General features: G+C 72.5%; 20 protein-coding genes and 3 tRNA genes. 11 read left to right on the top strand and 12 right to left on the bottom strand.

The features are described from left to right. Positions 1–59 precede the first annotated feature (59 nt). The 4 genes from ACGFZF_RS03425 to ACGFZF_RS03410 form a co-directional block, all read right to left on the bottom strand. Positions 60–1,997, bottom strand: a complete 1,938-nt coding sequence (locus ACGFZF_RS03425; RefSeq protein WP_393550821.1) for an ABC transporter ATP-binding protein — start codon at positions 1,995–1,997, stop codon at positions 60–62. After that, the gene (locus ACGFZF_RS03420) at positions 1,997–3,730 is read right to left on the bottom strand and encodes an ABC transporter ATP-binding protein (RefSeq protein ID WP_393550820.1); all 1,734 of its coding nucleotides are present in this window, start codon (positions 3,728–3,730) and stop codon (positions 1,997–1,999) included. Before ACGFZF_RS03420 ends, ACGFZF_RS03425 begins: the two co-directional genes overlap by 1 nt. Positions 3,731–4,002: 272 nt before the next feature. Next, positions 4,003–5,442 carry an FGGY family carbohydrate kinase gene (locus ACGFZF_RS03415; RefSeq protein WP_393550819.1) on the bottom strand — a complete coding sequence of 480 codons (1,440 nt, stop codon included), beginning with the start codon at positions 5,440–5,442 and terminating at the stop codon, positions 4,003–4,005. A gap of 180 nt (positions 5,443–5,622) precedes the next feature. After that, positions 5,623–5,925, bottom strand: coding sequence for a YtxH domain-containing protein (locus tag ACGFZF_RS03410; protein ID WP_393550818.1), 303 nt, complete (start codon positions 5,923–5,925; stop codon positions 5,623–5,625). Between the two features lie 168 nt (positions 5,926–6,093). Between ACGFZF_RS03410 and ACGFZF_RS03405 the strand changes: the two genes are divergently transcribed. The 3 genes from ACGFZF_RS03405 to ACGFZF_RS03395 all read left to right on the top strand — a co-directional run bounded on the left by ACGFZF_RS03405 (position 6,094) and on the right by ACGFZF_RS03395 (position 6,486). Next, positions 6,094–6,166, top strand: a tRNA-Asn gene (locus ACGFZF_RS03405). Between the two features lie 5 nt (positions 6,167–6,171). Then, positions 6,172–6,244 (top strand) — tRNA-Asn (locus ACGFZF_RS03400). Positions 6,245–6,409: 165 nt separating this feature from the next. Further along, a tRNA-Ile gene (locus ACGFZF_RS03395) sits at positions 6,410–6,486 on the top strand. 288 nt (positions 6,487–6,774) lie between these two features. Here ACGFZF_RS03395 and ACGFZF_RS03390 read toward each other — a convergent pair. After that, positions 6,775–7,191 (bottom strand): organic hydroperoxide resistance protein, encoded by a 417-nt coding sequence (locus ACGFZF_RS03390; RefSeq protein WP_393550817.1) that lies wholly within the window; start codon positions 7,189–7,191, stop codon positions 6,775–6,777. A 106-nt stretch (positions 7,192–7,297) separates the two neighbouring features. Here ACGFZF_RS03390 and ACGFZF_RS03385 point away from each other — a divergent pair, with 106 nt between their 5' ends. The 4 genes from ACGFZF_RS03385 (at position 7,298) to ACGFZF_RS03370 (ending at position 13,647) form a co-directional block, all read left to right on the top strand. Continuing rightward, positions 7,298–7,780, top strand: coding sequence for a MarR family winged helix-turn-helix transcriptional regulator (locus tag ACGFZF_RS03385; RefSeq protein WP_393550816.1), 483 nt, complete (start codon positions 7,298–7,300; stop codon positions 7,778–7,780). Positions 7,781–7,910: 130 nt separating this feature from the next. Further along, positions 7,911–8,357 carry a GNAT family N-acetyltransferase gene (locus ACGFZF_RS03380; RefSeq protein WP_393550815.1) on the top strand — a complete coding sequence of 149 codons (447 nt, stop codon included), beginning with the start codon at positions 7,911–7,913 and terminating at the stop codon, positions 8,355–8,357. After that, a complete protein-coding gene (locus ACGFZF_RS03375; RefSeq protein WP_393550814.1) occupies positions 8,354–9,604 on the top strand; it encodes an MFS transporter in 1,251 nt (416 codons plus the stop codon). Before ACGFZF_RS03380 ends, ACGFZF_RS03375 begins: the two co-directional genes overlap by 4 nt. Positions 9,605–9,981: 377 nt before the next feature. Then, complete coding sequence (locus ACGFZF_RS03370) at positions 9,982–13,647, top strand: S8 family serine peptidase (protein ID WP_393550813.1); 3,666 nt, start codon at positions 9,982–9,984, stop codon at positions 13,645–13,647. Positions 13,648–13,726: 79 nt separating this feature from the next. Here the strand turns inward: ACGFZF_RS03370 and ACGFZF_RS03365 are convergent, their stop codons facing one another. The 6 genes from ACGFZF_RS03365 to ACGFZF_RS03340 all read right to left on the bottom strand — a co-directional run bounded on the left by ACGFZF_RS03365 (position 13,727) and on the right by ACGFZF_RS03340 (position 21,537). Further along, positions 13,727–15,091 carry a carboxyl transferase domain-containing protein gene (locus tag ACGFZF_RS03365; RefSeq protein WP_393550812.1) on the bottom strand — a complete coding sequence of 455 codons (1,365 nt, stop codon included), beginning with the start codon at positions 15,089–15,091 and terminating at the stop codon, positions 13,727–13,729. Further along, positions 15,084–16,550: an acyl-CoA synthetase gene (locus ACGFZF_RS03360; protein ID WP_393550811.1), complete on the bottom strand. Its 1,467-nt coding sequence runs from the start codon at positions 16,548–16,550 to the stop codon at positions 15,084–15,086. The genes ACGFZF_RS03365 and ACGFZF_RS03360 overlap by 8 nt, the downstream gene beginning before the upstream one ends. Before the next feature lie 49 nt (positions 16,551–16,599). Then, on the bottom strand, positions 16,600–17,787 hold the full coding sequence (locus ACGFZF_RS03355) for a nitrate/nitrite transporter (protein ID WP_393551012.1): 1,188 nt from the start codon (positions 17,785–17,787) through the stop codon (positions 16,600–16,602). 150 nt (positions 17,788–17,937) lie between these two features. After that, positions 17,938–19,461 carry a GAF domain-containing protein gene (locus ACGFZF_RS03350; RefSeq protein ID WP_393550810.1) on the bottom strand — a complete coding sequence of 508 codons (1,524 nt, stop codon included), beginning with the start codon at positions 19,459–19,461 and terminating at the stop codon, positions 17,938–17,940. A gap of 45 nt (positions 19,462–19,506) precedes the next feature. Then, positions 19,507–20,550, bottom strand: coding sequence for a rod shape-determining protein (locus ACGFZF_RS03345; protein ID WP_393550809.1), 1,044 nt, complete (start codon positions 20,548–20,550; stop codon positions 19,507–19,509). Between the two features lie 372 nt (positions 20,551–20,922). Beyond that, a complete protein-coding gene (locus tag ACGFZF_RS03340) occupies positions 20,923–21,537 on the bottom strand; it encodes a hypothetical protein (protein ID WP_393550808.1) in 615 nt (204 codons plus the stop codon). Positions 21,538–21,659: 122 nt separating this feature from the next. Here ACGFZF_RS03340 and ACGFZF_RS03335 point away from each other — a divergent pair, with 122 nt between their 5' ends. Next, positions 21,660–22,415, top strand: coding sequence for a hypothetical protein (locus tag ACGFZF_RS03335; protein WP_393550807.1), 756 nt, complete (start codon positions 21,660–21,662; stop codon positions 22,413–22,415). Positions 22,416–22,439: 24 nt separating this feature from the next. On the opposite strand, the gene ACGFZF_RS03330 is transcribed toward ACGFZF_RS03335, so the two are convergent. Then, positions 22,440–22,874 carry a MarR family winged helix-turn-helix transcriptional regulator gene (locus tag ACGFZF_RS03330; protein ID WP_393550806.1) on the bottom strand — a complete coding sequence of 145 codons (435 nt, stop codon included), beginning with the start codon at positions 22,872–22,874 and terminating at the stop codon, positions 22,440–22,442. A 122-nt stretch (positions 22,875–22,996) separates the two neighbouring features. On the opposite strand from ACGFZF_RS03330, the gene ACGFZF_RS03325 reads away from it, so the two are divergent. The 3 genes from ACGFZF_RS03325 (at position 22,997) to ACGFZF_RS03315 (ending at position 25,939) form a co-directional block, all read left to right on the top strand. Continuing rightward, entirely contained in the window at positions 22,997–24,016 is a 1,020-nt protein-coding gene (locus tag ACGFZF_RS03325) for an NADP-dependent oxidoreductase (RefSeq protein ID WP_393550805.1), read from the top strand. Positions 24,017–24,079: 63 nt separating this feature from the next. Then, positions 24,080–24,502 (top strand): organic hydroperoxide resistance protein, encoded by a 423-nt coding sequence (locus tag ACGFZF_RS03320; RefSeq protein ID WP_393550804.1) that lies wholly within the window; start codon positions 24,080–24,082, stop codon positions 24,500–24,502. A gap of 603 nt (positions 24,503–25,105) precedes the next feature. Then, positions 25,106–25,939 (top strand): methyltransferase, encoded by an 834-nt coding sequence (locus tag ACGFZF_RS03315; protein WP_393550803.1) that lies wholly within the window; start codon positions 25,106–25,108, stop codon positions 25,937–25,939. Positions 25,940–25,947 lie beyond the last annotated feature (8 nt).

The raw sequence follows: 25,947 nt of genomic DNA, 5'->3' as shown, positions 1-25,947 counted from the left end.
GCCCTCGGGTTCGTGCGAGGTCCCCGGTGCCGGACGGACGCCCGGCACCGGGAACGGGGTCAGTCGACCTCGACGACCGCCTGGGCGAACTGGGCGGCGTAGAGCCGCGCGTACGCCCCGTCCACCGCCAGCAGCTCGTCGTGCGTGCCCTGTTCGACGATCGAGCCGTTCTCCATCACCAGGATCACGTCGGCGTCCCGGATCGTGGAGAGCCGGTGCGCGATCACGAAGCTGGTCCGCCCGTGGGCGAGACGTGCCATCGCCTTCTGGATCAGGACCTCGGTCCGGGTGTCGACGGAGCTGGTCGCCTCGTCCAGGACGAGGATCACCGGGTCGGACAGGAACGCCCGCGCGATGGTGATCAGCTGCTTCTCGCCGGCGCTGACGCCCGCCCCGTCGTCGTCGATGACGGTGTCGTAGCCGTCCGGCAGCGTGCGGACGAAACGGTCGGCGTGCGCGGCCCGCGCCGCCTCCTCGATCCGCTCCCGGGTGACCGGGCCGCTCGCACCGTAGGCGATGTTCTCGGCGATCGTCCCGCCGAACAGCCACGTGTCCTGGAGGACCATGCCGATGCCGGACCGCAGGTCCTCGCGGGACATCGACGCCGCGTCCACGCCGTCGAGCGCGATCCGGCCGCCGGTGACCTCGTAGAACCGCATGAGCAGGTTCACCAGCGTCGTCTTGCCCGCGCCGGTGGGTCCGACGATCGCCACCGTCTGCCCCGGCTCCACCGTCAGCGACAGGTCCTCGATGAGCGGCTTGTCGGCCTCGTAGCGGAAGGACACGTGGTCCAGCTCGACCCGGCCCTTGCCGGCCGCGGACTCGGAGGGCCGCTCGCCGACCGGGGAGTCCGGCTCCTGCTCCTCGGCGTCGAGCAGCTCGAAGATCCGCTCGGCCGAGGCGACGCCCGACTGCACCAGGTTCGCCATGGACGCGACCTGCGTCAGCGGCATCGAGAACTGCCGGGAGTACTGGATGAACGCCTGCACGTCACCGATCGACAGGGTGCCCGAGGCCACCCGCAGACCGCCGACGACGGCGACCAGCACGTAGTTGATGTTCGAGATGAAGAACATCACCGGCTGCATGACGCCGCTGTTGAACTGGGCCTTGAAGCCGGCCTCGTACAGCGCCTCGTTCTGCTCGCGGAAGTCGGCCGCCGACTCGTCCTGCCGCCCGAAGACCTTCACCAGCGCGTGACCGGTGTACATCTCCTCCACGTGGGCGTTCAGCTTGCCCGTGGACTTCCACTGCTGCACGAAGTGCGGCTGCGAGCGCTTGCCCACCTTGGCCGCCACGACCACCGACACCGGCACCGTCACCAGGGCGACCAGCGCCAGCAGCGGCGAGATCCAGAACATCATCGCCAGCACGCCGACGATGGTGAGCAGCGAGTTGATCAGCTGGCCCATCGACTGCTGCAGGGTCTGCGAGATGTTGTCGATGTCGTTGGTGGCGCGGCTGAGCACCTCGCCCCGCTTGGCCTTGTCGAAGTACGACAGCGGCAGCCGGGCCAGCTTCGCCTGCACGTCCTCCCGCATCCGGAACACGGTGCGGTTGATCACCTTGATCGACATCCGGGTGGAGACCAGCATCAGCAGGCCGGCCACCACGTAGACGGCGAGCGCCCACAGCAGCACCTGACCCACCGCGGTGAAGTCGATGCCCTGACCGGGGGTGAAGTCGACCCCGGACAGCATGTCCGCCATCCCGCCGTTGCCCTCGGCCCGCAGCGAGTCGATCGCCTGCGCCTTCGTGGCGCCCTCGGGCATCTGCCGCCCGACCACGCCCGCGAAGACCAGGTCGGTCGCCTTGCCGAGGATCTTGGGGCCGACCACCGAGGCGGCCACGCTGAGCACGCCGGCTATCACCATCGGCCAGAGCGCGCTCCGTTCGGGCGCCAGCTGCCGCAGCAGTCGCTTGCCCGAGCCCTTGAAGTCCATCGACTTCTGGTCGGGGCCGCCGCCGGCCATCATCCGTCCGCCAGGACCGGCCATCAGGCTGCCTCCGCCTCGGTCAGCTGGGAGAGCACGATCTCCCGGTACGTCTCATTGCCTGCCATCAGTTCGTGATGGCGTCCGGTGCCCACGACCCGGCCCTGGTCCAGGACCACGATCCGGTCGGCGTCCCGGATGGTCGACACCCGTTGGGCGACGATCACGACGGTCGCGTCCGCCGTCTCCTCGGACAGCGCGGCCCGCAGCAGCGCGTCGGTCTTGTAGTCGAGTGCCGAGAACGAGTCGTCGAAGAGGTAGATCTCCGGCCGCTGCACCAGCGTCCGGGCGATGGCGAGCCGCTGGCGCTGCCCGCCGGACACGTTGGTGCCGCCCTGCGCGATCGGCGCGTTCAGGCCGGCCTCCAGCTCCCGTACGAAGTCCGCCGCCTGGGCCACCTCCAGGGCGTGCCACAGCTCCTCGTCGGTCGCGTCGGGCTTCCCGTACCGCAGGTTCGTCGCGACCGTGCCCGAGAAGAGGTACGGCTTCTGCGGGACGAGTCCGACCGTCCGCGCCATCAGCGCCTGGTCGAGCGTCCGGACGTCCACGCCGTCGACCAGGACCTCGCCGCCGGTCACGTCGAAGAGCCGCGGCACCAGTCCGAGCAGGGTGGACTTGCCGGAGCCGGTCGAGCCGATGATCGCCGTGGTCTCGCCGGGCCGGGCCTCCAGGGCCACGTTCCGCAGCACCGACTCCTCGGCGCCCGGGTAGCGGAAGTCCGCCGCCCTGACCTCCAGATGCCCGCGCTGCCGCAGCTCGTGCACCGGCGCGACCGGCGGCACCACGCTGGACTCGGTGCCGAGGACCTCCTCGATGCGCTCGGCACACACCTCGGCGCGCGGCACCATCATGAACATGAAGGTGGCCATCATCACGGCCATCACGATCTGCATCAGATAGGCGAGGAAGGCGGTCAGCGCGCCGATCTCCATCTCGCCGCTGTCGATGCGGTGTGCTCCGAACCAGACCACCGCGATGCTGGAGACGTTCACGACCGTCATCACGGTCGGGAACATCAGCGCCATCAGCCGGCCGGTCGCCATCGACACGTCGGTCAGCTCCGTGTTGGAGACCTTGAAGCGGTCGCGCTCGTAGTCGTCCTTCACGAACGCCCGGATCACCCGGTTGCCCGAGATCTGTTCGCGCAGCACCCGGTTCACCGTGTCCAGCCGCTCCTGCATGGTGCGGAACAGCGGACGCATCCTCTTCACGATCAGCGAGACCGCGATGCCCAGGACCGGGACCACCGCGAGCAGCACCGCCGACAGCGGCACGTCCTGCCCCAGCGCCATGATGATGCCGCCGACGCACATGATCGGCGCGGACACCATCAGCGTGAACGCCATCAGCACCAGCATCTGGACCTGCTGGACGTCGTTGGTGGTGCGGGTGATCAGCGACGGGGCGCCGAAGTGCCCGACCTCGCGGGCGGAGAAGGACTGGACGCGCTCGAAGACCGCGGCGCGGACGTCGCGGCCGAGCGCGGACGCGGTCCGGGCCCCGTAGTACACGGCGCCGATGTTGCAGACGACCTGGACGACGGAGACCGCGACCATCAGGGCGCCGAAGCGGAGGATGTAGCCGGTGTCCCCGTTCACGACACCGTTGTCGATGATGTCGGCGTTGAGGGTCGGCAGGTAGAGCGAGGCGCAGGTCTGCAGCAGCTGCAGCAGCACCAGCAGGGCGATGGGCTTCTTGTACGGTCCGAGGTGGGTTCGGAGGAGTCTTATGAGCACGGGTTCTACTATCGCCCGTGGCCCCACGGCGTTACGACCGGGTTTTGCCGACCTGGTCAAGCCTTTGCGAAGCCGGGCTCCGGGGCCGGCGGCCACGGAGCGCGACGGCTAAGGGCTGTCCCGTAATCCCCGGCGGGCGCACGACGTCGGCTACGGCACCTCGCTGCGTTGTCGGATCGCCCGAATACGCCCAGTATGAGGACGGTCCTCCGCCTTGCGATGCACCGCATCCGACGCCGTGCGCCGACCCACCGCGGATTACGGGACAGCCCTTAGGCGTCGAAGGCGCCCGGGTGGATCTGCTCCCGCGTGGCCCGGTACTGCTGCCGCACCGCCTGACCCACCGCCAGTTCCTCGCCCGGCTCGAAGACCTGGGCCGCGGCGCCCTGCCAGGCCGGCGGCGCGCCGGGGGAGAGCCTGCCGTGCGAGACGCCGAGGGCCCACGCGGCCTGCCGGGCGGCGCCCAGCGCCGCGTAGTCCGCCGGCTGCGGGACGACGACCTGTGCGCCGAAGACGGCCGGCGAGAGCGCCTGCACGGCGGGCAGCTCGGCCGCCGCGCCCAGCAGGAACACACGCCGCACCTCCACGCCGCGTCCGCGCAGCACGTCCATGGCGTCGGCGAGCGCGCAGAGCATGCCCTCGAAGGCGGCCCGCGCGAGGTGCTCGGGCTTCATCGACTCGCGGCGCAGACCGCTGAGGGTGCCGGCCGTGTGCGGCAGTTGCGGGGTGCGCTCGCCCTCCAGGTAGGGAAGCAGGACGAGACCGGAGGCGCCGGGGGTCGACTTCAGCGCGAGCGCCGACAACTCCTCCAGGTTGTCCACGCCGAGCATCTCGGCGGTGCCGCGCAGCGTCCGGACCGCGTTGGAGGTGTGCACGACGGGCAGGTGCATGCCGGTCGCGTCGGCGAACGAGGTGATCATGCCCTGCGGGTCGGTGAGCGCCTCGTGGTGCACGGCCATCACCGAGCCGGAGGCGCCCAGGGAGACGACCGCGTCACCGGGGCCGAGCCCGAGGCCGAGCGCCGCGGCCATCGTCTCGCCGGTGCCGGCGGAGATCAGCAGGCCCTCGGGGGTGGTCCCGGCGGCCTCGGCGGGGCCGAGGACCTCGGGCAGCATGGCCATGTGGCCGAGCGCCAGCTCGACCAGATCGGGACGGTAGGTGCCGGCGCCGGCCGACCAGTAGCCGGTGGCGGACGCGGCGCCGCGGTCCGTGGTGCGCCGGAGGGGGCGGCCGAGGAGCTGCCAGACCAGCCAGTCGTGCGGCTGGAGGACCATCGCGACCCGCTGGGCGTTCTCGGGTTCGGTCCGGGCCAGCCAGCGCAGCTTGGCCACGGGCTGCCCGGCCTGCGGGACGGACCCGACCGCCTCGGCCCAGGCCTGCCGCCCGCCGAACCCCTCGACCAGATCGGCCGCGGCGACCTGCGCCCGCTTGTCGTTGCCGATCATCGCGGGCCTGACGAGACCGCCCTGCTGGTCCAGCGGCACCAGTCCGTGCTGCTGCGCGGAGACGCCGATGGCCTGGACCCCCTCCAGCAGACCGCCGGTGGCCGCCTCGCCGAGCGAGAGCAGCCAGACCTGCGGGTCGACGTCGGTGGCCTTCGGGTCGCCGGGATGCTGGGCATAGCCCTGCCGCAGCACGGCACCCGTGTCCGCGTCACAGACGACGATGCGTGTGAACCCCGAAGAGCTGTCCAAACCCGCGACTATCCCCATGGCAAGAGATTCTGCCGCACGCGGAGGAGTAGGGGGAGCGCCCGCGGGGTAGGAGACGCGTTTTCGCGCACGGTCCGGAACCGGCCCGGCGCCCCGGGGCCGTGGGGCGTCCGGACGGTGCGCGGCCCCGGGTCAGGTGAGCGGCGCCGCGTGAGCTTGCCCACGGTCCGCGTGCGGGGGTCAGGTGTTGCTGACGCCCCACTCGTCCTCGGTCACCTGGCCGTTGTGGTGGCGCAGGGCGTGGATCCGCTCGGTCATCGAGTCCGGCAGCCGGTCGCCGACCTTGTCGCTCACCGCGTGGAGCGCCTTGCCGGCCACCTGGCGGCCGGTCTGCGCCGCGGACTCCGCCGCGTTGCGCACGGCGGGGTTCTGCGAGAGCTCCCGCGCGGACTTCTTCATCTGCTCGTAGCGCTCGCGCCCGGCCCGTGTGCCGATGACGTAACCGAGGGCCAGTCCCACGACGAACGTCAGCTTGTACCGCACGGCGGCACCACCCTTCCCTGGAAGTTCCCTGATGCCTCACTGGTGCCCACGAGAGCGCGCGGCATACCGATTGGCGGAGCACCCCCCTGCTTGCGCTAATGTATGTGTCGCAGCGAACGAGCGCCGCCCGGGACACCCGAGGTGGGTACGTTCGGTGCAACGCAGCAATCCCCTGTAGCTCAATTGGCAGAGCAGCCGGCTGTTAACCGGCAGGTTACTGGTTCGAGTCCAGTCGGGGGAGCGCGATCCCCTGTAGCTCAATTGGCAGAGCATTCGGCTGTTAACCGGAGGGTTGCTGGTTCGAGTCCAGCCGGGGGAGCGATCGGAAAGAGGACCCTTCGGGGTCCTTTTTCTTTTGCCCGGGAACCATCTCGTCCGGGGCGAAGTCCTCTTGATCGTGGTTGCCGGGCGCCACAGCAGGAGATCGTATGAGCGGCTATGCTGCGGCAGACGGCGCGCACACTTGTACGCGCCACGCCGTTGAGGGGCGGTAGCTCAGCCGGTTAGAGCAGCGGACTCATAATCCGTCGGCCGTGGGTTCGAGTCCCACCCGCCCCACCAACGCTCGGTGAAGCAGAATCGTTCTGGCCTGCGCGATCGCCGGCCGGGCGATTCGCCACCGCGAGGGCGACGGCGTCCGCCTCGTGCATCTCACCCCAGTCTGCGGACGGCGGGCGCGAGCAGCCGGCCCGACACGCCCCACATCACCCGGATGACACGGCCCGTGTGCCGGCCACCCCTTCGCGAGCCGCTTCTTCCGTCCCCTGGCCGGTGCCGTCCGGGCCCAGGAACGGCGAACGCCCCCGGTGCGTGGGGCTGCACCGGGGGCGGACGTGGCCGGGGTGGCGACTACTCGATGACGAGCTCCACCTGGATGTTGCCGCGGGTGGCCTTGGAGTACGGGCAGAAGGCGTGGGTCTTCTCGAGCAGCGCGCGGCCCGGCTCGCCCTGGAGGTGGTCGGGGAACTCGGCGCGCATGACGACCGCGAGACCGAAGCCGCTGTCGGCCTCGTCCTTGCCGATGCTGACCTCGGCGGTCACCGAGACGTCCTTGACGTCGATCTTCTCCTGGCGGGCGATCACGCCCATGGCGCTGGCGAAGCAGGCGGCGTAGCCGGCGGCGAAGAGCTGCTCCGGGTTCGTGCCCTGGCCGTTGCCGCCGAGCGCCTGGGGGTGGGCGAGGGGGAGGTCGATGTGGCCGTCGGAGCTGACGGCGCGGCCCTCGCGGCCGTTGGCGGTGGCGACAGCGGTGTAGATCGCGTTCATGGGTGTCTCTTCCTGTCCTCGTGCGGAGCCGGTGCGGTGTGCTGAGTCATTGGTATCGCACAATTCAATTGTGCACAACTCAATGGCCCTCGCGTAACCTGGAGCCATGGAGACGCTCGACACGACCCGGGACGAGGACTTCCTCCGGCTCGACCACCAGATCTGCTTCTCGCTGCACGCCGCCACCCGCGCGTTCAACGGGGTCTACCGCGGTGCGCTCAAGGAGCTCGGACTCACCTACCCCCAGTACCTGGTCATGCTGGTCCTCTGGGAGTACGGCGAGCTGCCCGTGAAGCGGATCGGCGAGCACCTGCGGCTCGATTCGGGCACCCTGTCGCCGCTGCTCAAGCGGCTGGAGGCGGCCGGGTACGTCGAGCGGCGGCGCAGCGCCGAGGACGAGCGCTCGGTCACCGCGCGCGCCACCGAGGCCGGCGCCGAACTGCGTGACAAGGCTCTCGGCGTGCCGCGGCGGATCGCCGCCGCGACGGGGATGTCGCTGGAGGAGATCCGCGGCCTGCGGGCCCAGCTCAACGCGCTGGCCGCCCGGCTCGACGACGTCGACCCGGACGACCTGAGCCCCTGCGGCTGACCGGCGCCCGAGCGACGACGGGCCGCGCGGTGGGCCGCCGCCGGGGGCGGGTGCGTCCCGACCTGGGGTTCTGTACATACCAGGAGGAAACTGTAAGGACTCCTTTACCCTCCATCCCTATACTCCCTCCATGCCCGCCATCACCGTCCGACGCGCCACCGCAGAGGACTCCCGTCGCCTCACCCAGCTCGTCAGGAAGTCCGGCGCGTATCGCGGTGACTACGCCGTCATGGTCGACGGCTACGTCGTCGGAGGCCCGTACATCGAGCACCACTGCGTCCACGTCGCCGTCGACGGCCAAGGACGCACAGTCGGCTTCTACGCCCTCCTCCTCGACGAGGCCGAGCTCGACCTCGCCTTCGTCGCCGACGACGCCCAGGGACACGGCACCGGACGCCTGCTGATGGAGCACATGACCGGTGAGGCCCGCGCCGCCGGCCTGACGTCCGTACGGGTCGTCGCACATCCGCCCGCCGAGGAGTTCTACCTGCGGACCGGGGCACGCCGGACCGGAGCCGTCGAACCCGCCGGCGGGATCTACTGGACCCGGCCCGAGCTCCGGTTCGACGTCGCGTGACCGAGACCCGGGCCCCCGAACGCGGCCGCGTCCTCGCGGACCTCACCCCGCTGCGGACCTCCGCGCACTACCGCCGCCTCTGGTTCGGCAACACCGTCTCCTGGGTCGGCCAGGGCATGACGGCCCTCGCCGTCTCCCTCCAGGTCTACGAGATCACCCGCTCGCCCTTCTCCGTCGGGCTCGTGGGCCTCTTCTCGCTCGTGCCGCTGGTCGTCTTCGGCCTCTACGGCGGCGCCATCGCCGACACCGTCGACCGCCGCAGGCTCGGGCTGGCCAGCGCGACCGGCTCCGCCGTGCTCTCCGCGGCCCTCGCCGCCGCCGCGTTCGCCGGGTTCCACCAGGTCTGGTTCCTGTACGCGATCGTCGCCCTGCAGTCGGTCTGCGCGGCGCTCAACTCACCCGCCCGCACCTCGATGATCCCCCGTCTGCTGCCGGCGGAGCAGCTGCGTGCCGCGAACGCGCTCAACTCCATGACGACGACGTTCGGCACGCTCGTCGGCCCGAGCCTGGGCGGCCTCCTCGTGGGCCTCGGCGGCTTCCAGACCGCGTACCTCATCGACGCCGTCGCCTTCTCCGCGGCGCTCTACGCGATGTGGCGGCTGCCGTCGATGCTTCCCGAACGGACCGGCGCCAAGCGCGCCTCCGTGCTCGACGGGCTGCGCTTCCTGGCCACCCGGCCCAACCTGCGCATGACCTTCTTCTCCGACTTCTGCGCGATGATCCTCGCCCACCCGCGGGCGCTGTTCCCGGTCGTCGCCGTGCTCTGGTACGACGGCGACGCCCGCACCACCGGCCTGCTCGCCGCCGCCCCCGCGGCCGGGGCGCTGCTCGGCGGGGTGCTGTCCGGCTGGCAGGGACGCATCCGCCACCACGGACAGGCGATCCTTCTCGCGGTGGCGTGCTGGGGGACGGCGATCGCCGTCTTCGGCCTCACCCGCAACCTCTGGCTCGGGCTGCTGTTCCTCGCGCTCGCCGGGTACTCGGACACCGTCTCCATGATCTTCCGCAACACGATGATGCAGGTCGCGGCGCCGGACGAGATGCGCGGTCGGCTCCAGGGGGTCTTCATCGTGGTGGTCGCGGGCGGCCCGCGCCTCGGCGACTTCCTCGCGGGCTCGGTCGCCGACCTCACCTCGCCGACCGTCGCGATCACCGGCGGCGGACTCGCGTGCGTACTGGCGGTCGGCCTCCTGGCGCTCCGCGGCCGCGGCTTCCGCCGCTACGACGCGCTGGATCCCACGCCGTGACGCGTCGGCGGCGCGACCACCGGGCCGCTCCGCCGACGTGCCACCGCCCACGGGGTGTCCTGGCGATCGGGCCGGGCTCCCGGACCGGACGACAGGACACCCCCGATCCCTGAACCGGCACGATCGGCGAGACGCCCCCTTGGTCCCCCGACCTTCCGTCCGGCCGCGCCTCCCGCCGCACGTCCTGCGTGCCCACCCCGCCCCGCGCCGCAGGTCCTCCGGTCCGATCGATCGCTCAACGGCAGCCGCCCCTCTGGCGGTTGGCCGCCACGGCAGGTACCCGCCAGGCCGAGCCGGACTCAACCGGACGCGAACGGCCGAGACTCGTCGCGGCACCCGGAACAAACCCTTCCCCCGGGTGTCCGAGGAGTGCGTCGATGACCAGACCTTCCGTCAGAGGGAGAGCCGGGCTGCTCGCCGCCGGCCTCTCCCTCGTGATGCTCTCGGCCGGGCAGACCGCCGCGGCCGGAGCGACCGGCAGCCCTGTACCGGACACCTTCACCGGAACCAAGGGCAGCAGCACCACCGTCACGCTCGTCACCGGTGACCGGGTGACCGTCACGGACCTCGGCGGCGGCCGGAAGGCCGTCAGCGTCGACCGGGCCGAGGGCGCCACCGGAGGCGTCCGCAGCGAGATCGTGAACGGCCGCGTCACCGTCGTGCCCGACGAGGCCCGCCGCCATCTGGACTCCGGGGTCCTCGACCGGCGGCTCTTCGACGTCAGCGGACTCATCGAACAGGGCGTCACCGACGAACTGCCGCTGATCGTCACCTACGGCAAGGCCGCCCGCGCCGCCGCCCCGCGCGGTGCCGAGACCGTCCGCGCGCTGCCCAGCCTCGGCGGCGCCGCGGTGCGTGCCACCGACCCCGCCGCCTTCTGGAAGTCCTTCACCGGCCCCGCCGCGCGTTCCGCCGTCGGCAAGGTCTGGCTCGACGGACGGGTCAAGGCCGCCATGGCCGAGTCCAACGCGCAGATAGGCACCTCCAAGGCGTGGGACGCCGGCTTCACCGGCAAGGGCGTCAAGGTCGCCGTCCTGGACACCGGCGCCGACCTCGCCCACCCCGACCTCGCGGGCCGGGTCACCGAGTCCCGGTCCTTCATCGAGGGACAGGAGGTCGCCGACCGCAACGGCCACGGCACCCACGTCGCCTCCACCGTCGGCGGCAGCGGCGCCGGTTCCGAGGGCAAGGAGAAGGGCGTCGCGCCCGGTGCGGCGCTCGCCGTCGGCAAGGTCCTCTCCGACGAGGGCTCCGGCAGCGAGTCGCAGATCATCGCCGGCATGGAGTGGGCCGCCAAGGACATCGACGCCAAGATCGTGTCGATGAGCCTCGGCTCCCAGGAACCCAGCGACGGCACCGACCCGATGGCCCAGGCCGTCAACACCCTGAGTGCCGAGACCGGGGCCCTGTTCGTCATCGCCGCCGGCAACTATGGCGCCCCCGGCTCCATCGGCTCGCCCGGCGCCGCCGACTCCGCGCTGACCATCGGTGCCGTCGACTCCGGCGACGCACCGGCGTACTTCACCAGCCAGGGCCCCCGCCACGGCGACCAGGCACTCAAGCCCGACCTGTCCGCGCCCGGCGTGGACATTCTCGCGGCCCGCTCCCAACTGGTCGGCGGGACCGGCCTGTACACGTCCATGAGCGGCACGTCGATGGCCACCCCGCACGTCGCGGGCGTCGCCGCGCTGCTGGCCGAGCAGCACCCCGACTGGACCGGCGCGCAGCTCAAGGACGCGCTGATGTCCTCGTCGAAGACGCTCACGGACTCCCCGTACGCGCTCGGCGCCGGCCGGGTCGACGTGGGCGCCGCCGTCGCCGCGCAGGTGACCGCGACCGGCTCCGCCGACCTCGGCTTCGTCTCCTGGCCGTACGAGGACAGCAAGCCGGTCACCCGGACCGTCACGTACGCCAACTCCTCCGACAGCCCGGTCGAACTGAGCCTCGCCGTCGAGGGAGTCCCGGCCGGGGTCGCCACCCTGGCCGACACCACCCTCACCGTTCCGGCCCACGGCACCGCCCGGACCACCGTGACGGGTGACGGCACCAAGGCGCCGGTCGGGCAGTCCACCGGACGCGTCGTCGCCTCCGCGGGCGGAACCCCGGTCGCGCACACCGCGCTCGGCCTGGTCAAGGAGGAGGAGCGCTACACCCTCACCGTCCACGTCAAGGACCGTGACGGCGCCCCCACCCCCGCCTTCCTCGGCGTCCAGCACCTCACGGAGGGCGTGGACCCGTTCCCGGCGACGGTCGGCGAGTCCGGCACGCTCGAACTGCGCCTGAAGCCGGGCACGTACACCGTCGACACCTTCCTCGACGTGCGCGGCTCGCACGGCAGGGACTCGCTCGGACTCGGCTTCCTCACCGCGCCCGAGATCACCCTCGACCGGGACCGCGAGATCACCCTCGACGGCCGGCAGCTGCGGGAGATCCGGGCCGAGGTCGAGCGGCGGACCGAGACCCGTCAGCTGCTGATGGAGTTCGACCGCCAGGCCAACGGAGCCCACTACGGCGGTGCCTACCAGGTGCCGGCGAAGTACGACTCGATCTTCGCCGCTCCCACCACCAAGCCCGCCACCGGCACCTTCGAGTACCGGACGGTCTGGCGCCTGGGCAAGCCGATCCTGGAGGCGAGCGCCGACGGCCACGCGCTGTCCGACGCCGCCGCCCAGCCCGGTGCCGCCCTGCTCGAAGGCCGGCACCGCCTCCGGGTCGTCGACGCCGGCACCGGCACCGCGGCCGAGTACGCGGGCAAGGACGTCAAGGGCAAGGCCGTCCTCGTCCGGGCCGGCGCGCTGCCCGCTCCGCAGCTCGCGCAGAACGCGCAGGACGCGGGCGCCACGGCGCTGTTCGTCACCGACGACCAGCGCGGCCGGCTGATGACCTGGTTCGGCACCGCCGACTACCAGGACCGGCCGCTCGCCGTCGCCTCCGTGAACGCCGCCGACGCGGCGCGGATCGCCGCCGCCGCGGCCCGTGGCACCCGGCTCGACCTCACCGGCACCCGCTACACGCCGTACACCTACGACCTGTCCGAGGGGCACCCCGGCGCGATCGGCCGGGACCTCGTCTTCCGCCCCGGCAAGAACGAACTCGCCACCATCGACTCCACGTTCCACATGCCGACGGCCAAGAAGGAGATCGGCGGCGAGTTCCGCTACTCGATCACCGACACCTTCCCGATCGGCTTCGGGTTCAAGGAGTGGATCGCCTTCCCCGCCGAGCGCACCGAGTACGTCTCCACCGGCACCGGTCAGCGCTGGCACGAGTCGGTCGACCTCGGCGAGTCGCTGGAGCAGCGCGGCGGCACCAACTCCTACCAGGGCGGCAGCCGGCGCACGCTGGAATGGTTCGAGCCGGTCTGGCACCCGTGGCTGGGCACCGGGCTCGGCTGGGGGCAGGAGCGCAGCGGCAACGACCTGCGCTTCAACACCCCCGGGTGGGGCGACTCGGGCCCCGACCACACCGGCTTCGGCAACGTGTGGAGCGACGACTCGATGACCCAGTACACCGAGGTGTACGTCAACGGGGTCCGCGTCGACCGCAAGATGAGCTCGGGCGCCTACGCCTGGGACGCCCCGGCCGAGGAGGCGACGTACAAGGTCGTCACCGACACGACGCTCGATCCGGCGCGCTGGCGCCTCTCCACCCGCGGCCACGCCGAGTGGACCTTCCGGTCCAAGGAGACCCCGGACGACCGGAGGACCTACCTGCCGCTGCTCAACCTCGGCTTCGACGTCGACACCGACCTCGCCGGCGACGTCCGGGGCGGCCGGAAGCTGCCCGTCGGCATCTTCGCGGAGTACGTGGAGGGTGCGTCGGACACCGGCAGGATCACCGGCGGGACCCTGGAGGTCTCGTACGACGAGGGGAAGACCTGGACGCGGGTCGCCCTGAAGGCCGCGGCCGGGAAGAAGGCCGCCTGGACCGGTGAGCTGCGGGTTCCGGACCGGGCCGGCTCGGTGTCGCTGCGCGCCGGCGCGAGCGACGACCGGGGCGGTGCGGTGACGCAGGAGATCATCCGGGCGGTGGGGGTGAAGTAGGCCCCGCCCCGCCCCGCCACGAGCAGGGCCCGGTACGGCGCGCAGCCGTACCGGGCCTTCGCCGTGCGGGGCCGGACGCTCAGCGGGTCACGATCCCCCGCACGCAGCCGAGTTCCACCAGGTCCTGCGGGCGCAGCCGGAGCTGGCCGGCCGTCTCCGGGGCCTCCTCGGGGGCGCGCTTGAGGATGGCGGCGGCGAGCTCGGGCGCGATGACGGAGAAGTAACCGTCCGGCGTGGTCCAGGTGTTGCCGGGCGCGGCCAGGGCGAGGGCGCCGCCGGATCCGCCCTCGCCGATCAGGAGCGAGGTGACCGGGGTCCGGGCCCCGGCGATCGCCGCGAACGCCTCCGCGATGGCCGGGCCCGCGCCCGCCCGTTCGGCCTCGGCGTCGTTGGCGGCGCCGGGCGTGTCGATGAGGGTCAGCACGGGGATCCCGAGCCGCCCCGCGAGCCGCACCAGCCGGGCCGCGGTGCGGAATCCCGCGGGCCGGGTCGGGGTGCCGCCCTGCGCGGCGTACGCCACGACCCGTCCCTCGTGCAGCCCGAAGCCGCACTCCGTCCCGGGGTCCACCCCGCCGGCGCGGTCGCCGCGCAGGGCCGCACGCTCCTCGAAGTACGCGTCGAGGTACGCGGCGGCCCGCGGCCGGCGCGGATCCCTGGCCCGGGTCACCGCCTCCCAGCCGGTGCGGGGAGCATCCGCCTCGGTGAGCGCGGCGGGCGGGGGAGCGGCTCCGGCCTCCGGTGTCCGGGCGTCCGGTGCGAGCAGGCGCAGCCACCGCGCCACCGTCTCGCGCAGCGCGGCCGGCGGGACCAGCGCGTCGACATGGCCGTGCCGCCACTGCTCCTCGGCGGTGTAGGCGGCCGGGTCCGCGCCGGGCGGGCGGACCCGGGAGCCCGCGAAGGCGACCTGGGCGTCCGGGAGGGCCAGTACGACGTCGGCGCCCGCGCCGACCGTCGCCCAGCCGCCGCCCGTCGACGGGTCCCGCAGCACCGCGACATGGGCGACACCGGACTCCCGCAGCAGGACGGTCTCGGCGGCCACGCGCTGGAGCTGGGTCAGGGCGACCATGCCCTCCTGCATCCGGCTGCCGCCGGTCGCCACGAGCGAGACCAGGGGGAGCCGCCGCTCCCGGGCCGTGCGGTAGGCGGCGACCAGGCGGTCCCCGGCCGCGCCGCCCAGCGAACCGCCGAGGAAGCCGAACTCGAAGACGAGCAGCACGCACGCGCGGCCGTCGACGCGAGCCGTGCCGAACACGACGGACTCCTCCTCGCCGGTGCGCGCGGCGGCCCGCGCCCGGGACGCGTCGTAACCGGCCCAGCCCAGCGGCCCGTCGGCCGCCTCGCGCGTCCCGTCCGGCCCGGCGTCCGCGGCACGTTCCGGCGCGTGGTCGGTGAAGTCGTCCGTGACCAGCGCGATCGCCTCGCGGGCGGTGAACCGCTCAGCCATGGAGGGCCCCCGGCAGTGCCTTCTTCATGACCTTGCCCATGTCGTTGCGCGGCAGCTCGGTGAGCCGGCGGACCACCCGGGGCCGCTTGTGCGGGGCGAGCAGTCCCGCGACGTGCGCGGCCAGTTCCCCGTCCGACGGCGGGTTCTCCGGGTCCACGGGCACGACCCAGGCCACGACGCGTTCTCCCAGGTCCGGGTCGGGTTCGCCGGTCACCGCGACCTCCCGCACCGCCGGGTGGTCGAGCAGCGCGTTCTCGATCTCGCCCGCGCCGATCTTGTACCCGCCGCTCTTGATCAGGTCCGTCGCCCGGCGGCCCACGATCCGCACGGAGCCGTCGGACTCGCGGACCGCCATGTCGCCCGTGCGGAACCAGTCCCCGTCGAAGGCGGCGGCCGTCGCGTCGGGCCGGCCGAGATAGGCGGTGAACAGGTTCGGGCCCCTGACCTGGATCTCGCCGACCCTCTCGCCGTCGGACAGGGGGATCTCGGTGCCGTCGTCCTCCACCAGGCGCAGCTCCACGCCCCGCAGCGGTACGCCCACCGAACCGGGGCGCGGACCGGAGCCCACCCGGACGCTGGTGTTCATGAGGGTCTCGGTCATGCCGTACCGCTCGACCACGGTCCGTCCCGTCGCCGCCGCGATGCGCTCGTGGTCGTGCACCGGGAGCGCCGCCGAACCCGAGACCAGCAGCCGCGCGTCGGACAGCGCCCGCACCAGCGCCGGGTCGCCGGCCAGCGCGTCGGCGATCCGGTGGTACATCGTCGGGACGCCGAACAGCATGGTGCCGCCGCCCGCGCCGAGTTCCCGCGCCACGCCCTCCACCGAGAACGCGCCGAGGTGCCGCACCGAGCCGCCGCGCCGCAGCGGGCCGAGGACGCCGAGGATCAGGCCGTGGACGTGGAACAGCGGCAGCGCGTGGACCAGCACGTCGTCGGCCGTCCACGCCCAGGCGTCCGCCAGCGCGTCCAGCGACGCGGCGATCGCGCGGCGGGAGAGGACGACGCCCTTCGGCGGGCCGGTGGTGCCGGAGGTGTAGACGATCAGGGCGGGGGCCTCGGGGTCCGCCGGCTCGGGCAGCCCGGCGCTCCCGCCCCCGCTCGTCCGCACGTCGACGCGCGGCAGCCCCGCGAGGCCGGCGGGCAGGTCGTCCGCCGCACCGGCCAGGACCAGGCCGGGCGCGCTGTCGCCGACGATGTGCGCCAGCTCCCGCTCACCGGTGCGCGGGTTCAGCGGGACGGCCGGCACCCCGGCCAGCAGGGCCGCGACCACGGCCACCGCGGTCTCCACGGTCGGCGTCGCCCACACCGCCACCCGGCCCGCCCCGGAGATCCGGCCGGCGAGCGTCCCCGCCGCCGAGGCGAGTTCCCCGTACGTCAGCGCCTCGGCGCCGAAGCGCAGCGCGGGTCGGTCGTGCGGCCGGTCCGGGCCGGCCGCCAGGGCCGGGAAGAGCGGGCTCATCGGTCGATCTCCTCGCGTCGGGGATGCCGTGAGGAATTCTGCCCGCGCCTCAGGGGCGCCGGGCTGCGACCTTGCTCACCTCTCCGGGCCGCTCGCCGTCCGCGGTCGGGGTGATGTTCCGCATCCGGCCGTAGGCGTACACGCAGCCCGCGAGGGCCAGGTCGGACAGGAGCATGAAGCCGATCGAGTACGAGTCCTTCGCGCTGTAGATCGCGCCCATCACCAGCGGCGGCACGAAGCCGCCGAGTCCGCCCATCGCGCCGACGATGCCGGTGACGCTGCCGACCTGCGGCTGCGGGGTGACCTGGGAGACGAGCGCGAAGATCGAGCCGCTGGCCGTGCCGAGCCCGGCGGCCATGCCGAGGAGCGCGATCGTTCCGCCCGGGTTCAGCGGCGGGTCGAAGGCCTGGACGATGGCGAGGAGGGCGGCGAAGCCCAGCGCGCCGGAGGTGACGAGGGCCGGGTGGACGCGGTCGGAGAGCCAGCCGCCGAACGGCCGGAAGACGACGGTGACCAGCGCGAACCCGGCGGCCTTGGTGCCGGCGTCGGTCGGGTCGAGCTCGTACCAGGTCTTCAGGTACGTCGGCAGGTAGACGCCGAAGGCGACGATGCCGCCGAAGCCGATCGCGTACAGCGCCGACAGCTCCCAGGTGACCCGCAGCCGGCCGGCCCGGCCGAGCCGGGTCGCCAGGGAGTCGGTGGGCACCGGGCGGTCGGGCCGGTCGGTGACGAGGAGGAAGGCGAGGACCGCGTAGACGGCGAGCGCGCACGCGACGACGATGAACGGCAGGTTCTCGCCGTGCTTGGCGATGCGCGGGGTGAAGTAGCCGGACAGCGCCACGCCGCCCATGCCCATGCCGAAGACGCCGAGCGCGAGGCCCCGCTTGGCGGGCGGGAACCAGGAGTTGACGAGCGGGATGCCGATGGCGAACGTGGTCCCGCCCAGGCCGAGGAGGAACCCGACGGCGAGCATCGCCGCGTACGAGTCCTTCGCGAGGATCAGCAGCAGGACCGGCACGATCGTCAGCGCCGACACCAGCGGGAACATCCTCTTGGCGCCGTACCGGTCGGTGAGGGCGCCGACCGGGATCCGGCCGAGCGAGCCGACGAGCACCGGCACGGCCACGAGCAGCGACTGCTCGGAGGAGCTGAGGTCGAGCCGGTCGCCGTACCAGCTCGCGATCGGCGCGATCAGATTCCAGGCCCAGAAGGTGAGCGTGAATCCGATGGTGGCCATCACCAGGTTCCGGTAGGCGGCTGCGGGGGGCTTCGCGACGGTGTCCACGCCACCAGTCAAGATCGCGGGTCCGGCGGTGGCGCGCCGGACTGGGCCGTTCGAGGGGCCCGGGACGGGCCCCGGTCCGGGGCCGGCGCGCGGGCCCGGCGCTCACGGCCAGCTGACCGTGGTGGGCGGCCGCGCGTCGTCCGTGACCCGCAGGGCGGGGCCCCGCGGCGGCGCCGACACCTCGACGGTGATGGCGCGGACCTCCGGCCGGCGGTGGGCCGCGGCCAGCGCGCTCCGCAGGGTGGCGAGGATCCGCTCGGCGTCGGCCTCGTCGACCAGGGTGTCGACCGCCCCGGAGAAGTGGACCGAGGGCTGGAAGCCGAGCAGCGCCGCCGCGCCGCCCGTCTCGCGCAGGACCCGGCCCCGGAACGACGCCGGCACCTCGGCCGGTGGCTGCTGGAGGACGAAGATGGCCGTCCGCACCTCCTGGATCGTGGAGTCCAGCTCGTCCACGGCCCGCCCGAGCAGGGAGCTCTCCTCGGCGGATCCGGCGGCCCGGCGCCGGGTGGACTCCAGCATCATCTCGGTGGCGAACAGCCGCTGGACGACCAGGTCGTGCAGATCGCGCGCGATGCGGTCGCGGTCCTCGTACACCGCCAGCCGCTCCCGGTTGTGCTGGGCGTCCGCGAGGACCAGCGCGAGCGCCGCCTGCGAGGCGAACTGGGAGGCGAGCAGCCGGTCGACCGCCGTGTACGGGCGCCCGCCGCGGCGCCGGGGGAGCGCGAGGGTGCCGATCAGCTTTCCGCCGCTCTGCAGCGGCAGCATCATCGAGGGCCCGAACCGCGACCGTACGTGCGTGGTCATCCGCGGGTCGGTGGCCGAGTCCTCGATGAACACGGGCTCCCCGCCGAGCAGCTGCTCCAGGACGGGCGATCCGGGCGCGATCGCCGTGCCGATCAGCTCGCCCGGGTCGCCCGGCGTCGAGGCCGCGACGATCTCCATCCCGCCCTCCTCGGTGGGCTGGAGGACCACCCCCGCCGAGGCGTCGGCGAGCAGCCGGGCCTGCTCGGCGACCGTCGTCAGCGCGTCGGCCGCCGGCCTTCCGGCCAGCAGGGCGGTCGTGACCTCGGCCGCGCCCTCGATCCAGCGCTCGCGCTGCCGGGCGGTCTCGTACAGCCGGGCGTTGCCGATGGCGATGCCGGCCTGGGAGGCCAGGACCCGCAGCAGCGCCTCGTCCTCCTCGGTGAAGGTGCCCGAGCGCTTCTCGGTCAGGTAGAGGTTGCCGAAGACCTCGGTGTGGACCCGGATCGGCACGCCCAGGAAGGAGCGCATCTCGGGATGGCCCTCCGGGACGCCGGAGGAGCGCGGATCGGCGGTCAGGTCGTCCAGGCGCAGCGACCGGGGGTCCTGGATGAGGACGCCGATCAGCCCGGTGCGGCCGTCCGGCAGGTCGCCGATCCTGTTCCGCTCGGCCTCGGTGAGACCGGACGTGAACAGGGCGGTGAGCCGCCGGCGCTCGGGATCGACGATCCCGAGCGCCCCGTAGCGCGCGCCCGCCAACTCGGTCGCGGAGTCCACGATGTGCTGGAGGGTGGCGCGCAGTTCGAGGTCCGTGCCGACGCCGAGGACGGCTTCCAGCAGCGTCGGCAGGCGGGGAGCGGACGCGTCCCGGTCGGTGAGCGACATGGGTTCATTGTGGTGCGAAAGTGCGGAAATCGGGGTATCCGACGATCACTCCGTGTCGGCCAGCGGGTCGAGCACCATCGCCTGGATCTTGCCCTCCAGCATCGCGCCGAGGCCGAGGATGGCGCAGACGTCGGGCCGCTCGGCGATGTGCACCGGCATCCCGGTCGCCTCGCGCAGCATCTGGTCGAGGCCCGGCAGCAGGGCGCTTCCGCCGACCATCATGATGCCGCGCTCGGCCAGGTCGGCGACCAGGTCAGGCGGGCACTCGCGCAGGATCTTGCCGATGCCGTCGAGGACGGCGGTGAGCGGGGTGTGGATGGCGTCGCGCACGGCGGCGGTGTCGACGGTCACCGAACGGGCCAGGCCCGTGGCCACGTCGCGGCCGTGGATCTCGGTGAAGGTGGGGCCCTGGAGGGTCAGGCCGTTGCCGCTGAGGGCGAGTTGGAGCGGACGGACGGACTGGCTGGGCAGCATCAGCTCGTGCTGGTGGCGCAGGTGCTGGATGACGGCGTGGTCGATCGCGTCGCCGCCCACCGGGATGCGTTCGGCCGTGACGATCGCCCCGAGGGAGAGCACGGCGACCTGGGTGGTGGCGGCCCCGCACACCATGATCATGGTCGCGGTGGGCTGCTCGACGGGGAGTCCGCAGCCCACGGCCGCCGCGATCAGGGTGTCGACCAGCTCGACCCGGCGGGCACCGAGACCGACGAGGGTCTCGACGGCCGCGCGCTGCGCGAGCGGGTCCGAGTCGTGCGGGGTGCAGGCCGCGGCGCGCAGCCGGGGCTTGCGGCGCAGCTGGCGGCGGAGCTTCTCGCCGAGGAGGTGGCGCAGCATCCGCTGGGCCATGTCGATGTCGACGACGGTGCCGCCGGAGACGGGCCGGGTGACCCGGATGTAGTCGGGGGTGCGGCCGGTCATCTTCTCCGCCAGCGCGCCGACGGCGATCAGCGCTCCGGTACGGGTGTTCACGGCGGCCACGCTGGGCTCGTCGACGACGAGGCCGGCGCCCTTGACGAAGACGCGGGTCCGGGCGGCCCCGAGATCGACGGCGACATGGAAACGGCGCAGCTGTTCGAGACTGACGGTCACGGCAAGTCCTCCGGAGTGCGGTGCTGGCACGGAGCGAGGTGGTTCGCGGTGTCTACGCGGTCCTGTTGGCATCGTCCGCCTCCGCGCGGCGCGGCGCGCGCTGAGCTGCGCCGGCCGGGGGCCCGGGCCTGCTGACGGTGTGTCGGACGAGGCGGGAGAGCTCGCAGAGGCAGAAGTGACTGCCGGGTGGCGTGAGGCGGGAGGCGTGAGGCGTACGAGCTGAGAGTGGATCACGCGTCCGACGCGTCCGACGTGTCGGACGCGTCGGGCACGTCGGGCACGTCGGACAAGGTGTCGTACGGGTCGTGAGAGGCCACTGGGGCTGATGGGGCGTGCGTGACCGTGCCGGGTGTGCCGGCCGCGTCGTACGGGTCACAGGAGGCGCTGCAGCAGGCCCCAGGTGAACTCGGCGGCGCGCGGGGTGCCGTCGGGGAGGGTGAAGTCGAGGCGCAGCCGTGTCGGGGCGCTGCCGTCGCGGGGCCGGGCCGGCGGGAAGGCGTTGCCGACCTCGGCCAGCGTGCAGCTCCAGGGCCGCAGATCGTCCTCGGTGCGCAGTGCGGGGGAGGGGAGGCCGGGGGCGCGGACCAGGCCGCAGCCCCACACCGCGACGGGAGCGCGGCCGCCGAGCGGGCCCACCATGACCTCCCAGCGCAGCTCGGGCCAGAGCGGCAGCGGCCAGCGCAGCACCTCGGACGCGTACGCCTCGACGCTGTGGCGGGACTCGGGCTCGCCGAGCGCCTTGCGGTACCGGTGGAGTTCGCCGGGACCCCGGCGGGCATGGGCCCACGCCTGCCACCTGCGGTTGGCCTCCCGCATCTCGGCCCGGCTCGCACCCAGCGCCCGCCGGGCGTCGTCGACCAGTTCCGGCTGGTGGTCGGCCATCCGGCGCAGCAGCACGAGCTGGAACTCGCGCGGTCCGAAGTCCGGTCCGGCGGGGGCCTGGGAGCGGGGGCCGAAACGGGACCCCGGAGACTCGGCTGACGTCATCCGCCCATCCTGCCCGAAGCGGGACTTTGGTGACGGCACGCCGTGGACCTGCGGTTTCCTTACAGGATCCTCACGTTCAGGGGTACCTGCGGTGTTCGGGCGCGACATAGCCTGCGGGCGCCATGGACTACTGCCACCAGTGCCGGCGGCATCTCAACGGCGCCCTCGCCTGTGCCGGGTGCGGGACCCCCGTCGAGGAGCTTCGGTACGAATCGCCCCACACGACCGCTCACGCGGCCGAGGCCGAGCACGTCTACGAACTGGACCTGCTCGAGCCTCCGCGCCCCACCCAGGGGGGCCGGCGTGCCGCCCGGCGCGCGGCCGTCGGACCCGCCGCCACGGGACGCGCCGCCGCGCGCCGAGGCCGCCGATCGCGCGGCCGCAAGGGCCGCGCCGTCCTCGTCGGGGCGCTGGGGGTGGTACTGGCCGCCGGCGCGCTGGGCCTGGCGAAGTCGGTCCTGGAGCAGCCGGCCGAGGGCGGGGCCGCCACCGCCGTGCAGGAAGAGGACATCGTCGAGAGCTCGCTGCCGCCCGAGCCCTCGCAGAGCCCCGAGGAGTCCGACGGGCCGGCGCCCGTCGAGAAGCCGGTCGAGGCGTCCCCCGTCGCCACACGCGCACCGGCCTCCGGCGGGTCGGGCAAGGGCGGCTCCGGTACGGGCGGCGGCGGGTCGCAGGGCTCCGGCGGAGGGCCTGCGGGGCCCTCGGGCACTCCCACGGCCTCCGCGTCCTCGTCGACCGGTGGGCCGACTCCGACCGCCACGATCTCGCGCGACCCCTCCTCCACCGCTTCGGGCGGTCTGCCGCCGACCACCGGGCCGGCGCCCACGCCCAGCCCGACGGAGAAGCCCTGCACGCCGTTCCTGTGGTGGTGCGTCTGAGCGGCGGTCACGCGCGGCGGGGCGTCAGAGCACGTTCTCGCCCAGCATCCGCTTGAGCAGATCGCGCAGCAGCGCGCGCTCGGCCTCCGAGAGCCGGCTCAGCGGCTCCCGGGCGAAGTCGAGGGACTCGCGCAACCGGCGCGAGGTCTCCAGGCCCTCCGGGGTGGGCGCGGCCAGCTTGACGCGCCGGTCGTCCGGGTCCGGGCGCCGCTCCACCAAACCGCGCGTCTCCAGCCGGTCCACGATCCCGGTGACGTTCGACGGCTCGCACCGGAGCTTCTGGGCGATCCTGCGCATGGGGACCGGCTCCAGGGAGAGCAGTCCGAGGACCCGCGCCTGGGCGCCGGTCAGCGAGTGCTGGGCCGCCGCCTGCTCGTACTCCGTGTAGTACCGCGCCACGACCGTGCCGATCAGCTCGACGACTTCGAGGGTCAGGGGGTCGGTGGGTGAGGTGGTCATGGGTCACATCCTACCCAGATACTTGACAACATGAAATATCCAGGGGCATGGTTGTTTCAGGTTGTTAAGTATTGGCAACCTGAAGTTTTCTCAGAGTGAAGCATTCCCAGGAGGCCGTGCAGATGTCCGTACTTCCCGCGTCCAGCCGTGAGTGGCACCTCGTCGCCCGCCCGCACGGCTGGCCCACCCCGGCGGACTTCGCCCTGCGCGAGACGCCCGTCAGCGAGCCCGCCGAGGGCCGGATCCTCGTCAAGAACCTCCACTTCTCCGTCGACCCGTACATGCGCGGCCGGATGAACGACGTGAAGTCCTACATCCCGCCGTTCAAGCTGGACCACCCCATGGACGGCGGCGCGGTCGGCGTCGTCGTCGCGTCCAACGCGGAGGGCTTCGCCGTCGGCGACCACGTGCTGCACGGTCTGGGCTGGCGCGAGTACGCCGACGTCCCGGCGCAGCACGCCACGAAGGTCGACCCGGAGCTCGCCCCGCTCTCCACCTACCTCGGCGTCCTCGGCATGACGGGCCTGACCGCCTACGCCGGCCTCTTCGAGGTCGCCTCCTTCAAGGAGGGCGACGCCGTCTTCGTCTCCGGCGCGGCCGGCGCCGTCGGCAGCCAGGTCGGCCAGATGGCCAGGCTCAAGGGCGCCTCCCGGGTCATCGGCTCCGCCGGTTCCGACGAGAAGGTCAAGCTCCTCGTCGAGGAGTACGGCTTCGACGCCGCCTTCAACTACAAGAACGGCCCCGTCCGCGACCAGCTGCGCGAGGCCGCTCCGGACGGCATCGACGTCTACTTCGACAACGTCGGCGGCGACCACCTCGAAGCCGCGATCTCCTCGCTGAACGTGCACGGCCGCGCCACCATCTGCGGCATGATCGCGCAGTACAACGACACCGAGCCGGTGCCCGGCCCGCGCAACATGGCCATGATCATCGGAAAGCGGCTGCGCCTCCAGGGCGTCCTCGTCGGCGACCACTACGGCCTGCAGAACCAGTTCGTCCAGGAGGTCGGCGGCTGGCTGCGCTCCGGCGAGCTGAAGTACGGCGAGACCGTCGTCGAGGGCATCGAGAACGGCGTGGACGCCTTCCTCGGCCTGCTCCGCGGTGACAACACCGGAAAGATGATCGTCTCGGTGACCGGCTAGTCTTCCCTCAGCCGTCGCGATCGTGGGCGCGAGTCGCGGCGAACCATGAGAAGGAAGACCCGGATGTCCATACAGCAGTCCGACGTCCTGTACACGGCCATCGCCACCGCGCAGAACGGGCGCGACGGCCGTGTCGCCACCGACGACGGTCAGCTCGACGTCGTCGTCAACCCGCCCAAGGCCATGGGCGGGTCCGGCGCCGGCACCAACCCCGAGCAGCTCTTCGCCGCCGGGTACAGCGCCTGCTTCCAGGGCGCGCTGGGCGTCGTCGCCCGCAACGAGAACGCCGATGTCTCCGGTTCGACGGTCACCGCCGAGGTCGGCATCGGCAAGAACGACGACGGCTTCGGCATCATCGTCAAGATCTCGGCCGCCATCCCGAACGTGGACGCCGAGACCGCGAAGAGCCTGATCGAGAAGGCCCACCAGGTCTGCCCGTACTCCAAGGCCACCCGCGGGAACATCACCGTCGAGCTCGCCGTCTGAGTTCCGCGTACGCTAGACGAGGGCCGCACCCCGACCGACCGGGGTGCGGCCCTCTCTGCATATGCCAAAGGCAATGCCGTGGAGTTTGTCAGGTTGAAGAATATGAATGACGAGGGTTGACGAACTCCTTTCGCGATCACTAGTTTCTGCGACGGCTCAGAAACCAGTACGACTCCGCGCTCACCGGCGCATCACCATCCTGGGCCGCCCTGTACGGCGCCACCTGCGTCCGTAAGCTCCGATTCCGGTTTACCCCTCACCCGGAGGCAGTCACTTTGAGCACGACACCCCCCATGCTTCTCCACCGTCCCGACCGAGCTCACGCCCGCCGATTCTGCGGCGTCTCCGAAGCGTCTCGGTCCATGTTCTGACGGTGCGGGCCGCGTAGCCCGCCCCCTGCCGGCCCGTTTCCCCACGGCCGTGCGTTCTCCCGCTGTTTCCCGGTGAGTACCGGCTGATTCACGCGCTCTTCGCCCCGGCGGTTCCCTGTGTCCGGCGCGTGTAATTCGGCATGCCTTCTTCCGGAATTGCCTCCATGGCATTCCGGCTGTTTCGACGCGTCTTCCTCCACTCTGCCCAACCAACGAAAGGTTCTAGGCTGCGATGAGTGCTGCCCCGATCACGACGCCGGTCGAGCGACGGTCCCTGCCTGTCGGAGGAAAGGGCACCCTCTGGGCCGCCCGCCCCGCCTACGGCGTCTTCGAGTACCGCGGCCGGCCGCTGCGCATCGAGGTCGAGGACCCCGCCGAGGTGCTCTTCCCGACCGACTGCGGCCTGAGCCTGGTCGCCGCCCTCAACAACCCGAGCGCCCCGGACCCGCGCGGCCTCACCACGTTCGACCTGGGCTGCGGCTCGGGCCTGTACACGGTCGCCCTGCTCGCGGGCGGCGCCTCGCACGTCACGGCCATGGACGTGAACGCCGCCGCCGCCGGGGACACGCTCGCGAACGTCGCCCGCAACGGGCTCGACGTCAACCGCGTGACCTGCGTCGCCGCCGATCTCGCCACCTTCGCGCCGGTCGAGAAGGCCGACCTCGTCGTGACCAACCCGCCGCACCTGCCGTACGACCCGCGCTACTCCACCGACAGCGGACTGGAGACCGCCCTGGTCGCCGGCCGCGAGGGCCGCGGCATGTACGACGCCGTCGTCGCCCGGATCGACGACCTGCTCGTGCCCGGCGGCCGGCTGGTCATGGCCCACTCCTCGCTCGCCGACGTGGCGCGCACGATTTCCGAGATGCGCGACAAGGGCTACGAGGTGCGCACCATCGAGGTCTGCGAGATGGACATTCCGCTGGAAAGCTACGCGGAACACAAGGACATCATGCTCGGCCACCTCGAAAAGCTGCGGGCCGACGGCCGCGCCGAATTCGAGGGCGAGCGCTTCATGGTCCACGCGCTGGAATTCACGCGTCCGTCCGACGCCGCCGGACTCTGATCGCTCCG

The organism is Streptomyces sp. NPDC048338 (assembly GCF_043201055.1).
Lineage (GTDB): Bacteria > Actinomycetota > Actinomycetes > Streptomycetales > Streptomycetaceae > Streptomyces.
The sequence above is the reverse complement of the archived record's forward strand: the minus strand, read 5'-3'. Positions and strand labels throughout refer to the sequence as shown.